The organism is Methanobrevibacter sp. (assembly GCF_015062985.1).
Lineage (GTDB): Archaea > Methanobacteriota > Methanobacteria > Methanobacteriales > Methanobacteriaceae > Methanocatella.
On the sequence record NZ_SUTI01000017.1, the window covers coordinates 1 to 13,412 of the forward strand.

General features: G+C 33.3%; 15 protein-coding genes. 9 read left to right on the top strand and 6 right to left on the bottom strand.

Annotated features, from left to right (window positions below; all coding sequences use genetic code 11):
• Positions 1–346: 346 nt before the first annotated feature.
• Positions 347–1,591 carry a methyl coenzyme M reductase-arginine methyltransferase Mmp10 gene (gene mmp10 / locus E7Z77_RS07760; RefSeq protein WP_292752417.1) on the top strand — a complete coding sequence of 415 codons (1,245 nt, stop codon included), beginning with the start codon at positions 347–349 and terminating at the stop codon, positions 1,589–1,591.
• 13 nt (positions 1,592–1,604) lie between these two features.
• On the opposite strand, the gene E7Z77_RS07765 is transcribed toward mmp10, so the two are convergent.
• Together E7Z77_RS07765 and E7Z77_RS07770 are read right to left on the bottom strand one after the other, a co-directional pair.
• Positions 1,605–2,528 (bottom strand): methanogenesis marker 7 protein, encoded by a 924-nt coding sequence (locus E7Z77_RS07765; RefSeq protein WP_292752419.1) that lies wholly within the window; start codon positions 2,526–2,528, stop codon positions 1,605–1,607.
• 53 nt (positions 2,529–2,581) lie between these two features.
• Complete coding sequence (locus E7Z77_RS07770; RefSeq protein ID WP_292752421.1) at positions 2,582–3,100, bottom strand: hypothetical protein; 519 nt, start codon at positions 3,098–3,100, stop codon at positions 2,582–2,584.
• Between the two features lie 38 nt (positions 3,101–3,138).
• Between E7Z77_RS07770 and comB the strand changes: the two genes are divergently transcribed.
• The 5 genes from comB to E7Z77_RS07795 all read left to right on the top strand — a co-directional run bounded on the left by comB (position 3,139) and on the right by E7Z77_RS07795 (position 7,616).
• Positions 3,139–3,825: a 2-phosphosulfolactate phosphatase gene (gene comB / locus E7Z77_RS07775; RefSeq protein WP_292752423.1), complete on the top strand. Its 687-nt coding sequence runs from the start codon at positions 3,139–3,141 to the stop codon at positions 3,823–3,825.
• A 46-nt stretch (positions 3,826–3,871) separates the two neighbouring features.
• Positions 3,872–5,044, top strand: a complete 1,173-nt coding sequence (locus E7Z77_RS07780; protein WP_292752425.1) for a TraB/GumN family protein — start codon at positions 3,872–3,874, stop codon at positions 5,042–5,044.
• Positions 5,045–5,114: 70 nt separating this feature from the next.
• Positions 5,115–5,327, top strand: coding sequence for a DUF1922 domain-containing protein (locus E7Z77_RS07785; protein WP_292752426.1), 213 nt, complete (start codon positions 5,115–5,117; stop codon positions 5,325–5,327).
• 23 nt (positions 5,328–5,350) lie between these two features.
• Complete coding sequence (locus E7Z77_RS07790) at positions 5,351–6,670, top strand: hemolysin family protein (protein WP_292752428.1); 1,320 nt, start codon at positions 5,351–5,353, stop codon at positions 6,668–6,670.
• Between the two features lies 1 nt (position 6,671).
• Positions 6,672–7,616: a calcium/sodium antiporter gene (locus tag E7Z77_RS07795; RefSeq protein WP_292752432.1), complete on the top strand. Its 945-nt coding sequence runs from the start codon at positions 6,672–6,674 to the stop codon at positions 7,614–7,616.
• Here E7Z77_RS07795 and E7Z77_RS07800 read toward each other — a convergent pair.
• Positions 7,575–8,450: a TIGR00269 family protein gene (locus tag E7Z77_RS07800; protein WP_292752513.1), complete on the bottom strand. Its 876-nt coding sequence runs from the start codon at positions 8,448–8,450 to the stop codon at positions 7,575–7,577. The two genes, E7Z77_RS07795 and E7Z77_RS07800, sit on opposite strands and share 42 nt — an antisense overlap.
• 52 nt (positions 8,451–8,502) lie before the next feature.
• On the opposite strand from E7Z77_RS07800, the gene E7Z77_RS07805 reads away from it, so the two are divergent.
• Positions 8,503–8,808, top strand: coding sequence for an MTH1187 family thiamine-binding protein (locus E7Z77_RS07805; RefSeq protein ID WP_292752435.1), 306 nt, complete (start codon positions 8,503–8,505; stop codon positions 8,806–8,808).
• Between the two features lie 26 nt (positions 8,809–8,834).
• On the opposite strand, the gene E7Z77_RS07810 is transcribed toward E7Z77_RS07805, so the two are convergent.
• The 3 genes from E7Z77_RS07810 to E7Z77_RS07820 form a co-directional block, all read right to left on the bottom strand.
• Positions 8,835–9,941, bottom strand: coding sequence for a DegT/DnrJ/EryC1/StrS family aminotransferase (locus tag E7Z77_RS07810; protein ID WP_292752438.1), 1,107 nt, complete (start codon positions 9,939–9,941; stop codon positions 8,835–8,837).
• Positions 9,942–10,287: 346 nt separating this feature from the next.
• Positions 10,288–10,941, bottom strand: a complete 654-nt coding sequence (locus E7Z77_RS07815; protein WP_292752515.1) for a hypothetical protein — start codon at positions 10,939–10,941, stop codon at positions 10,288–10,290.
• Between the two features lie 143 nt (positions 10,942–11,084).
• The gene (locus E7Z77_RS07820; RefSeq protein ID WP_292752440.1) at positions 11,085–11,231 is read right to left on the bottom strand and encodes a hypothetical protein; all 147 of its coding nucleotides are present in this window, start codon (positions 11,229–11,231) and stop codon (positions 11,085–11,087) included.
• Between the two features lie 227 nt (positions 11,232–11,458).
• On the opposite strand from E7Z77_RS07820, the gene E7Z77_RS07825 reads away from it, so the two are divergent.
• Together E7Z77_RS07825 and E7Z77_RS07830 are read left to right on the top strand one after the other, a co-directional pair.
• A complete protein-coding gene (locus E7Z77_RS07825) occupies positions 11,459–12,625 on the top strand; it encodes a tRNA (guanine(10)-N(2))-dimethyltransferase (RefSeq protein ID WP_292752443.1) in 1,167 nt (388 codons plus the stop codon).
• 251 nt (positions 12,626–12,876) lie between these two features.
• Positions 12,877–13,353: an Lrp/AsnC family transcriptional regulator gene (locus E7Z77_RS07830; RefSeq protein WP_292752446.1), complete on the top strand. Its 477-nt coding sequence runs from the start codon at positions 12,877–12,879 to the stop codon at positions 13,351–13,353.
• Positions 13,354–13,412 lie beyond the last annotated feature (59 nt).

A 13,412-nucleotide genomic window follows, 5' to 3' on the forward strand; every position in this document is an offset into this window, starting at 1 on the left:
TATAATATAAAGATTACCTATGAGATATTTTAGAAAAGTTTATAAAGTATAATAAAACATTTTTTATTTAAGAAAAAGCGGGTGAAAAGTATTACTTTTTATTATCTTTTAAAAGTTCTTTTTTTTAATTTACAGCATATAAAACCAATAAAAAATAAAAATTCAAAAATAAATTAACTTTACAGTTAAATCAATAATATTTTAAGAGTCATATTAGTTTTAAAGCAAAATAAAAAAGTATTACTTCAAAGACTAGAAGTAATAAATATTACTAAAAGTAATACAAAAACTAATTCAAAAAAATACACTTAATTTATAAATAAAATGAAATAAAAAATAATAAATTATGCAACTTGTAGCGGATGTTGGAGGAATACCTGGCAAAGATTGTAACGGTTTTTGTAAATACTGTTACTTCAGAAAGGTAAAAGAAGTAAAAAGTTTTGGCTGTGCTCATTGTTTACCCAATAAAATAGGTTGTGAAAGATGCAGTAAAGGGATAAGTGAAACTCAAAGCGAATTTAAGCCACCATTCCAAGTCATGAATGAAGTGCAGACCGCTTTAATGATGAATATGTCTCCTGGTGAAGTAAGTGCCTATATCAGTGGAGGAGGAGATATAAGCTGTTATCCTTACCTCGAAAGCCTAACTCAACACTTAAATCAATTTTCAATTTCTTCAGTTTTAGGATACACCTGTGGAAAGGGAATAAACGATAGTGAAGTCGCTGCAAGATTGATAAACAATGGAGTTAAAGAGGTTTCATTTACTATTTTTTCATCAGACCCGAAACTTAGAAAAGAATGGGTCAAAGATCCGAATCCTCAGGAAGCCCTGAAAGCATGCCAAATATTTTGTGAAAACATTGACTTGACAGGTGCTGCAGTAATCATCCCCGGAGTAAACGATGGGGACGTATTGAGAGAAACATGCAACTCATTAGAGGAATGGGGTGCAAAAGGAATGCTTTTAATGAGATTTGCAAATACATTCAACGAAGGACTGATTTTAGGAAATGAACCAATCCTTAAAGGAATCGAATCACAACCTGTTGAAGAATTTGCAGAACTTGTAAAACAAATCAATTCCGAATATAAGTTCAGAGTAAGCGGAACTCCATTATGTGACCCTGAAACCGGCGGTCCGTTTGCAATTGCAAAGGACGAAAACGAAATATTTCTACAATTCATCAAACCTGTGACCGGTGAAGCGACAATAATTACTTCAAAAATAGCTGAACCATTCATTTCTAAAATATTTAATAAGCTGGAAGTGGATAGCGTTAATGTCGTTGCGGTTGAAAAAGAAATCGCTTGCCTAATAACAAAGGAAGATTTGGAAAAACTGGATTTAAGCGAAATAAAAGATGCCGTAATCATACCTGGAAGATCATTTGTCCATCAACTTGATGCGGAAAGAATTTTAAGTGCAGACGGCATTGAGCGAGTTGTTGGTCGTGGCCCGGACACTTTAAGCGTTGATGGAGAATTAAGCATTGATATGACCGATGAAAATGTTATAGAAAGAGAGCTGGAAGATTTCAATGATTTAGTTGATGCAATCAATTTCTTTGGAATGAGATTGCTTTAAAAAAAAAAGAAGATTAGTTTGAATCCTCAACAAGAGAACTCTCACTATTAATTTTTACTAAAATGTAATCATACATGAATGATTTTTTAATCTCTGCAAATTCAGATAATTTTTTGCCATCGACAATTACATTTTCTATCACATCATGATACCTATCATAATCTAATTTTACACGTACGCCATCCAACTGAGAGGTTACAGGTGCCGGAGAAATTACATCTTTAATTTCCCTTACTTGATTTTCAATTGCATTTTTAACAACAATAGATGGCACTAACGGTGGGTCTAGAGCCAATTCTTTTTTCTTGTCATTTAAGATTTTCTCGGTGGTTTCAACTAATCTGTCAAGTGCACGCACTTCAGGACCTCTCCTCAGTCTTCTTGGAATTCTGCCGAGATCACTCACATATGCATCTGCACCAGGAAGCTCCTCAATAGGGATTTCAGGAGATCCGGTCACAATGACAGGAATATCAATACTATCATATAAAAAAGCCTTTTCTTTAATACAATTTTCAAAACTGCCTAAAGCAAAAATGGCAACATCATGTTCTTCAATTAAACTTTTTTCCTCTTCAGTGATTCCTGAAGTTCCTTTACCATCACCACGGGCAAGACCAATCATATTATCCTTAGCACCGAATTCCCTTAAATATTCAGAAATGTCACATGCCGCATGAGGCAAATGGTGTCTTGCAAGAGTTGGTGAAACAATAGCTATCTCGGAACCTGCCATAGGCGCAACTGATATTTTTCCTAAAAGTTCTTTGGATTTGGCTTCAACTTTATCGACATCCCCCATAGGAACAGCCATATTCAAGACCAATTCCATCTGCTGAATGCTTTCCTGAAGAATGAATCCTCCCAAATCCTCAATCAATTCTTTAATTTCTTCACTTTTGTGAACTCCACCAGTAAATGTTAATGTTTCATACATATTAACAACTCTCAAAAAATGCAATTATATATTAGTTAAGTATAATTTCAATATTATATTAAATTTTCTAAAATGGCATACCTGACTTCAATTCTTTCAAATGGATTTTTAGAAATATTTGTATGTGAAGGAATTTCCACCAAACCTTCGCTTTCAACAACCTTATCCTTTAAATAATCCGGGAAGATTACATAATCAAAATCTTCATCCGCGATATCAAATCCAAAATCAAGAGCAATATCCTTGAGAAATTCAGAATAGACCTTAACATTAACGTCTCTTTTAAAATTGGAATGAAGATACTTTTTACAATATGGATAATCATTGAAAAATTCAGTAATCTCATCATCGGCCAGGGGTTTAGAAGCAAAACAGGAAACCTTTTTGATGCTGTCGAAAATTTGTGAAGGAGTATTGAGTTTGATAGGGACAGAATCCATTTTTACTTTGCTTTCAGACAATAAAATTGCCAAATCCCCCTTTTCTTCATCAGGATTCTTATTTACAATATAATCTGAGATGCCTGCCAATCTTACAATTTCTTCACACATGGGTGTTGTGATAATTTTCATAATATAATTATATAGTAATATATGATATAAATTAATTCATGAAAGTGACATTAAGTTTTGAAAAAAGTGAATGTTCAGACGTTTCAATAATGGTTGATATGCTAAGGGCAAGCACTACAATAACCGTCGCATTAGATAAATTCAGAAAGGTCATCCCATGCTCCAGCCCTGAAGAGGCTTTGAAGTTAAAGGAAAAAAATGGAGGAGTTATTGCCGGTGAAAGAGGAGGTGCTCAAATCGAAGGATTTGACCTTGGAAATTCACCCACTGCAATTGAAAACTTCAAAAGCGATGAAAAGATTTTAATATTGACTACAAGCAACGGTACAAGAATTCTTGAAAACATGTCCTCCACAGTACTTGTGGGATCACTGATAAATGCTGAAGCAGTTGCTAAAAAAAGTATTGAACTAAGCAACGGACACATTGACGTTGTAATGGCTGGTGTGAAAGGAGAATTTGCAATTGAAGATTTCCTTGCATCTGGAGAAATCCTATACTGGATAACCGAGCATTCAGATGAATATGAAATAAGCGAATATGCTCAAACCGCAGTTCTGGCAAGCAGAGACTATGATTTAATGAAAGAAACAATTCTAAACTCAAGAACCGCCAAAAGATTAATTGAACTGGGTTATAAAGAAGATATCGAATTATGCTGCTTGAAAAATATTTCAAAAAATACCGCTTTATACAAGAATAATGAATTAACTTTATATATTTAAATTTCATAATATAATTAGAATAGGAATAATTTACAAGAGTGTTTTAATGAAAAGAGAATGTTTAACTATAATCGGTACTGCCCATGTATCTGAAGAAAGTGTAAATGAAGTCAAAGATGCAATTTACCAACAACACCCTGACGTAGTAGCTATTGAACTAGACAGAGGGAGATACACAAAAATAAGAAAACAAATGTTGGGCATTGAGGAAGACGAAACAATTTCAGTATCCAATATAATTAAAGAAAATAAAGTTGGACTGTTCCTTACAACCACTCTATTAGGATATTTCCAGTCAAAAATTGGGGATGACGTAGATGTTGCACCAGGTTCAGAAATGATTGGAGCTATTGAAGCAAGTGAAGATTTGCAAATCCCTATAGCATTGATTGACAGAGACATCTCAACAACACTTCAAAGGGCTTTAAATAAAATGGGCTTTATGGAAAAAGCCAAATTTATGTTTGGACTTGTCTCTTCAGTTTTCGGATTCGATGATGACACTGATGAAATCGATATTGAAGAGCTGAAAAATCCGGAAAACCTTGATGATTTGATGGAAATGTTTAAAGATGAAACCCCAAGTATATATGAAGTTTTAGTGCATGAAAGAGATGCTTATCTTGCTGGAAAAATTATGCAAATCCCACAGGACCATGTGATTGCAGTTGTAGGGGCGGGACACAAACCTGGAATTGAAAGATATTTGGACAATCCTGAAACATTGCCTAAATTAGAAGATTTGGAAAAGATTTCTGAAAAAAAAGGCATTCCATGGCTTAAAATATTCTTAGCATTGATTCCTATATTATTTGTGGTGATATTTTTTCTGGCATTTCTTAATGGGATAAACATAACATGGAACATATATGAATTTATCATCATCAGTGTTGTTATGGGATTTTTGGGATCTATTCTTTCAGGTTCAAAAATCCAGTCCGCAATTGTTGGAGGAGTGCTGGCTCCATTGACAATTATACATCCTTTGCTTGCGGCAGGATGGTTTTCAGGACTTACTGAAGCAAAATACAGAAAAGTTCGCCAAAGCGATATTAAAAATCTCGCACATGTTGAAAAATTAAGGGATTTGTGGGACAACAACATCTTCAGAATATTACTGGTTGTTATAGGAACAAATCTTGGTGTGAGTATAGCTACTCTTATTATTTTGCCGTCTAAAGTTTTCATACCATTATTCATGAAAATATTCGGCGGATAATAATTAATTTTAAATAATATATTTAATATTAATATTATTATTACTATTAATTTTAAATGGATTAAATATCATGTATCTTATATTTCGTTGTGACTGCGGTCGGGCATTATACGCAAAAGAAGGTGTGGCTACCCGTAAATGCATTTGCGGTAAAACCTTAAAAGTCAAATCAAGGAGAATATTCCAAAAGGTTGCCACCAGGGAAGAAGCATCGCTAGCAGTTCAAGAAATGCAAAATAAGATATATCATAACACTGACTTCAAGAGGGCCAGTGAATTATAATATTTTAAAATGGTTTGTTAAAAATGATTGGAACGACACTTAAGATAATTATAATATTAATTCTAATAATATTTACTGGATACCTGTCCATGGCAGAACTTGCTGTGGTATCCATAAGAAAAGCGAAAATGCAAAAATACTTGGAAGACGGAAATAAAAATGCTCAAATTGTTTTTGACTTATTAGAAGATCCGAACGAATTTTTATCTACAGTTCAAATTGGAATATCCTTAATTGGTGTTTTGAGTGGGGCTTTTGGTGGAATAACCCTTGCAGAACCCCTTGCTAAATTAATTTCTTTTGTACCTTATAACGAACCGATAAGCGTGGCAATAGTCGTTGTCGTGACAACTTACTTAACATTGGTAATCGGTGAAATCGTACCTAAGGTTATCGCCTTAAATGACCCTGAAAGGATTTCTCTCAAAGTTGCCAAAAGTATGGTGATTCTTTCAAAGATTTCAAAACCTGTCAGTTTCGTTCTTGCAAAATCAAGCAGCTTCCTTTTATGGTTGATGAGAATAGAAAATAAAGAGGAAGACATAGTTACTGAAGAAGAAATCGAATTGATGATTAAAGAAGGAAGAGAAGACGGAACTATTGAAAAAGAAGAAGAAGACATCATCAAAAGAGTTTTCAAACTTGATGATCAAAAAGTTGAAAGTATCATGACCCCACGTAATGAAATCATTTGGATTGACCTTGAAGACGACAGGGATGTCAATAAAGTTAAAATCATTGAAAGTAAAAGGTCAATTTTCCCAATAGCTAAAGGAGAATTGGATGATTTCATCGGCGTTGTTCAGGCTAAAGACATTCTTTCTGTAATGTTTTCCGAAGAGGAATTTGATGTATATAAAATTGTAAAAGAGCCTCTGGTAGTGTCAGAACATTTGGAGACATTAGAATTGCTTAAAGAGTTTAAGGAAAATCAAGGATATGTTCATATGTGCCTTGTCGTTGATGAATTTGGAAGCGTTGAAGGATTAATTACTTTAAACGACTTGCTTGAAGGTATTGTGGGAGATATTCCCGGAATTGATGAAGAAGACGAACCTGAAGCTATCCAAAGAGAAGACGGAACCTGGTTGATTGACGGAAGATATCCAATTGACAAATTTAAAAAATTGTTTGACTTTAAAGACCCTCTTCCTGATGAAGAGGAAGACAATTACACCACTTTAGCTGGATTCATCCTTAGTATCAGCGGAACAATACCTGATGAAGAAGACAAATATGAATGTGAAAGATTTACCTTTGAAATCATAGATATTGACGGTCATCAAATTGACAAGGTCCTTGTAACTGATTTAGGACCTCAAGAAGAGATTAAAGAGGAATAGAATGGATGCGGGAATAATTATTCAAGTAGTATTATTGCTTATTGGATTTGTATTTTTAATTAAAGGATCTGATTTTTTTGTTGATGGTGCAAGCAGTATTGCTTCCATTTTAAAGATACCTACAATAATTGTCGGTTTAACAATTGTTGCCTTTGGAACAAGTGCTCCTGAAGCGGCTGTTTCCATTACTTCATCACTGACTGGAAGTAATGCTCTGGCTGTAAGTAACATTATCGGAAGTAACTTATTCAACATGCTAATGGTTATTGGAATTTCTGCATTGCTTGGTGACTTATTAATGGAAAAAGATGTTTTAAATAAAGATTTGCCATTCCTTGTAGGAATTACAGTATTATGGGCAATATTCATCATAGTAGGATGGGACATTACAAATATTGAAGGAATCATATTGCTTATAATCTTAATCTTATATATTGGATACTTAATTTACAACACCAGAAAATCCAGCAATGCAAATGAGGTTGAAAAACCTAAATTTTCACTTCCGAAAAGCATAATATTCATTCTTGTCGGGCTTGCAGGTATCATTATCGGAGGAGATTTGGTTGTGGATAGTGCTTCCAATATAGCATTAGCCCTTGGAATGAGTGAAACATTAGTAGGTTTGACTATTGTTGCAATCGGTACATCTTTACCTGAACTTGTGACCTCAATCACCGCTTTAAGAAAAGGAGAAAATCAGTTGGTTATAGGTAACGTTATTGGATCAAATATCTTTAACATCTTATTCGTATTGGGTGCAAGTAGTGCAATAAGTGCAATTCCACTTGACTCAAGTTTGCTTACAGATGTCCTGTTCATGCTGGCAGTTACAGTATTATGTTTCATATTCGGTAAAACACAAGAAAAATATGATAAAAAAGAAGGAATTATTTTAGTTACATTATTCGTTGTATATATGGCCTTCGCAATTTTGAGAAATTAAATTTTTTAATTCGCAAGCCTTGCAGATATCCGATGAAGTAGGTTCACCACACACTTCACATTCGTTCAGGCTTGTGGATATATCATTTTCAAATGTTAAAATCTTTTGAAATGATTCCATCACATTATTTTTTACACCAGGATAGTGATCTTCACTGACATTTAAGAATTCTTTAATTTTTGCCCTTAAAGATAAATGGGAGTAAGGACATTCATCCAAATGGATGTTGATATTGTTCAATACTGCCCACATTCCTACCTCTTTTTCCGGAGTATTCCATAATGGCTTGATTCTTGGAACCAGTTTTGGATGAATAACATCAAGTTCCGGGCCGAATTTTGAAAATTTTATTGTATCTCCACGAGCAAAACTCATTAAAAAAGATTGGATTTCATCATCCAAATTATGTCCTGTTGCAATTTTGTTTGCTCCCAACTCATAAGCTGTTTTATTTAAGATATTTCTTCTAAAAACTCCGCATGGAATACAAGCACTTTTAAAATCCTGATAGATGTCATCCAAAGCAAATCCTTCTTCATCCTTGAATGATTTTTGAACCAATTTTACATCTAACTCCTCAGCATTGGCAACAGCCGAATCGATTCCATGTTGCCTATATCCTTCAATACCCTCATCAACGCTAATTGCAACTAACTCGAAATTTAAGAAATCCTGATAATTTTTTAATGCATGAAGCGTTAAAATACTGTCTTTACCACCGGATAAAGCAACAGCTATCAGTTCATCTTCCTTAATCAGTTCATAATCACGAATTAAATTATATATTCTTGAAAAAATCTTTTCATTGAAGTCTTCCTTGTTTAACTTAGCCATCAATAGATAAGTTTATAGAATGATAAATAAATAATTTTACTAGGTGAAAATTATGATAACATGTGATTTTGCAATTTTACCTGTAGGAACCGAAACTACAGAATGTAAAGATTATGTAACCGCAGCGGTTCAATCAATTAAGGATTCCGGACTTAATTACCAGCTAACCGGAATGGGAACACAAATCGAAGCAGAAACTCTTGAAGAACTTTACGCAGCGATTGCCACAGCACAGGAAGCTATTTTTGAACTTGGAATTGGAAGAGTCTATACAGTGATAAAAGTTGATGACAGAAGAGATCTTGAAAACAGAACCTTAGATGCAAAAGTCGACACTGTAAATGAAATGTTGAAATAAAAAAAAGAGAAGTTAGTTGAATGAAACTAACATATTTTATCAGAAGCTGTTTTAACAGCTTCAATTACTAAATCCAAATCTTCTTTTGATAATGACGGATGAACCGGCAGGGAAATAACGTTTTCTGCAGCAATTTCAGCATTTGGACAATTACCTTCAATGTCTAATACTTTGTAGATAGGCTGATTATATAACGGAACTGGATAATGGATACCTGTTCCAACACCACAATCATTAATTATGCTGACCCAATCATCCCTATCACCTTTTTCAACACGAATGGTGTATTGATGATATACATGTTTAGAGTCATATGCACAATATGGAGTGATTACTCCGTCAACATCCTTTAAACCTTCATTCAAGTATTTTGCATTTTCAATTCTTTTATCGTTGAATTCATCAATTTTATTTAATTGTGCAAGTCCAATAGCAGCTGAAATATCAGTCATTCTAAAATTATAACCTATTTCATCGTGATAATATCTAATGCTTGCCCCATGTGCCCTATATATTTTAGCCATTTCTGCTAAATCTTCATCATCGGTTGTTATAATTCCTCCTTCAGAGGTAGTCATATTTTTAGTAGGGTAAAAACTAAAACAGGCCATATCTCCTAAACTGCCAACTTTTTCCCCATTGCAAGTAGCACCATGAGCTTGTGCCGCATCTTCAATCACTATTAAACTATATTTTTCAGCTATTTCATTAATCCTATCCATATTGGCAGATTGACCATATAACTGGACAGGCAAAATAGCTTTAGTATTCTCATTGATTAATGGTTCAATTGAATCAGGATTTATTGTATAAGTTTTCAAATCAATGTCTGCAAATACCGGTTTAGCGCCGGTGTAGAGAATTGAATTTCCACTTGCAATGAAAGTGAACGGAGTTGTAATTACCTCATCGCCTTCACCAATACCGCAAGAAAGCAATGCAACATGTAATGCAGCAGTTCCTGAATTTACAGCAATACCATATTTCGCCCCGACCCATTCAGCAAATTTTTTCTCAAATTCTTCAACTTTAGGTCCTTGAGCAATCATACCTGATTTTAAAACTTCAACTACATTTTCAATTTCTTCTTCTCCGATTATTGGTTTTGCAATAGGAACTTTAATATCTGACACATTAATCACCGATTAAAAATTAAAATAAACTTTCTATACTAATATTTAAAAATAATTTAAAATATCACTAACACATTTAAGTAATAAAAGTTTATTACTCATCAAATGCTCTTTCTATTTAGATATATATTGTGTTATGATATATTAATCTAATCATTTGAACTTCCCAACCTTAGAGAAAATGGAGATTCGCGGACCTAAAAAAAGAGTTTAGTGTTTTTTAGGAATGTTTACTGGACCATCATCCGACGAGTTCTTATCCCTTTGTTAAGAGCATTAATGCCAGCATTCGAGTCCACATCATAATTTTTCCACAATATGGACATTTCCAGTTTCTTATTCCCAATTATTCTCCGTAATGGACTCTTCTTTCCAAGGATTTTCGTTTATAAATCAGAATGATACCGCAAACTAATGCTGGAACTGCAAACAATAGGAAAAAATTAGTCAATACATTTATAGGAAAAGATCCAATGAATAATCTTGTGGCTTCTGATGCAGGGAAAATGTTGATTATCAATCCTGTCAAATATCTTGCAATTGCATGTGTTGATTGGAATATACCGAAGAACAGCGCAAAGTAGTTGGCCGGAGCCAGTTCCGCAACCATAGCATAACCGGTTACTGATAAAAATAGCTCAGATAATGCCAAAATCAGCTCGTAGATTATAATCCAGAGGATATTGATTTTATTTGTTACACCCACATCAATCAGATAGCTTATATTAGCCAAAACAATAAAGCAAATTGACAATAGCAGCAATCCTATTCCAATTCTTGTGACAAGCCCCAAATTCCAGTTTTTTTCTGCCGCTTTTTTATTGAATTTGGAATACAGCGGAGACAACAATATGATGAAAAGAGGGTTGAATATGCTGAAAAGCTGAACGGGCAATACCAAAAATCCATAATCTCTTACAACATAGCTTTCCTCAAATATGACCATGGATGCACTTGATTGGTTGTATCCGATTCTATAGACAATGATGAATATCAGGATTACAAAAAACAGTATCAAGCGGTCCTTATCCTTTTGGGACAGGGAACTGATGAAATTTGATATTACTGATTTAATATGTAAAATTCCATGAAGTATTCTTTTGACTCCTGAAGCAATTCTTCTTAAAATTCCTTCATTGTTTTCTAGGACAATGAAATTGAAAAATGAAGTACATGCATTAGAAACAATGTAAAGATTGATGAAATCCCATATCCAGTAAGGGAAGAGGTCATTGCCAGTGAAGAAACGAAATAGGTTCCCTTTTTGGTTTCACTCATATCTTTATTCATGATATAATCTTTATTAATTTTTGTATTTAAACAGTGGCATTAAACAAAATTCAAATCTTCAAGATGCATTTTCAATCAATTTCCATAAATGGTTAGAACTAATGCTGTGAATAGGTTCATAATTTTATTTTAAACAAAAAACACTGGTTTTTTGAGAAATTTAATAATATTTAAATCTAATAATATTTAAAACATTACTTATTACAAAAAACAAAAGAGTGAGAACTGTGGATGAATATAAGATTAAATGTATTGAAGAAGGATTGACAAAAATAGAATTCCCCGAATTTGATAAGATTTCATCAGACGCACCTGTTTTTTATAATCCCCATATGGAACTTAACAGAGATTTATCCATATTGGCAATCCAGGTATTCCAAAAGGAACAAGACAGAGAAATCGACATATGCGATTTGTTCGGAGGAAGCGGCATCCGTGGAATACGCTATAAAAATGAAATTGACGGCGTTGGAGAAGTCAGCATTAACGACATAAGCGAAGTGGCGAATCATTATGAAAAGCACAACATTGAACTGAATAACCTCAACGATGTTCATGTTTATCAACATGATGCAAGCATGTTCTTAAGGTTGAAACGTGGCGAATTTGACGTTATAGATATTGATCCTTTCGGAACCCCCTCACCATTCCTGGACTCTGCAGGATACTGCGCGCGCAGAAATTCCCTCTTATGCGTTACTGCAACTGACACTTCTGCATTATGCGGAACCTATAAGGAACCCTGCATTCGCAAATATAACTCCAAACCATACAAAAGCGAATACTGCCATGAAACAGGAATCAGAATCCTGGCAGGATTTGTAGCACTTACACTTGCCAAATATCAGAAATACATTGAAATCAAAATGTCCCACAGCACTGAACATTACATGAGACTATACATTGAAGTTAAAAAAGGTTCACTGAAAACCGATGAATCCCTAAAAAACATCGGATACATCAGTCACTGCCCACATTGCCTTAACAGGCAATTAAGCCATGGATTGGCTAGCCCTATCGAAAATATCTGTCCACTATGTGGTGAGAAGCTCATCCATGCGGGACCTTTATGGTTAGGTCCTATTCAAAACAGGGAATTTATCGAAAAAATGATTTTTGAATCAGAAAACAAGAAGATCAACAGTGAAAAGCAAGCTCTGAAATTATTGAACAGTTGCCTTATAGAATCTGAAGCGCCTGTGACATTTTATGATATTCACAGCATATGCAAATCTCTGAAAATTAGTGCACCAAAATTGGATTTGGTTTTTAGTGAATTGAAAAAAGAAGGATTTGAAGCGTCAAAAACACATTACACTCCATTAGGGATTAAAACTGATGCAAAAATAAAAAATATTGAAGAAATTCTAATAAAATTAACACAAGACAAGTAAGTAACTTAAAAATTTACTAACATATTAAAAAAATTATTTGAAAATTTATCCTATTAACTTGTAAAAAAAATAAAATAAAAGAATTCTAAAAAAAATTTAAGAAAAAACAAAGTCTATTAGAAAATACACTAAAAAGATAAAAAAATCTTGTAAAATTATAAAGTTTAAATATTATGACTGAGTTAATTATATTATACAAATGTTAATTTTATAACAATCGAATAAATAAATTAATTTAAAAGGGAGATATGATGGTAAAAACAAAAGATGATATTGTAAAATTAGACAACACTGATATTAACATACTTAAAATAATAAATGAAGATGTCAGAACATCCTACAGACAAATATCACGCAGTTTAGATGTTTCAGTAGGAACCGTCCATAACCGTATTGACAAAATGGTGAAAACTGGAGTCATCAAGAAATTTTCACCAGTTATAGACCATGAAAAACTAGGTTTTGTATTAACCACTATTATTGGAGTAAGAGTAAAAGGTGGAAAGCTTAAAAACTGGGAAGAAAAAACATTTTTCAATAAAAATGTAGTTGGAATCTACGACGTTACCGGAGAATACGATGCATTTTTAATTGCTAAATTTAGAAACACAAATGAATTAAACGCTTTCATCAAAGAATTATTGAAAGACCCAATTATAGAAAGAACATATACACAAACCGTTTTAGATGTCATTAAAGAAGATATGGGATCTTCAAACATCTTATAATTTTATTTTCAAATAGTTTTTAAAACTATTTTTTTTATTATTTTTAAATTACATCAATT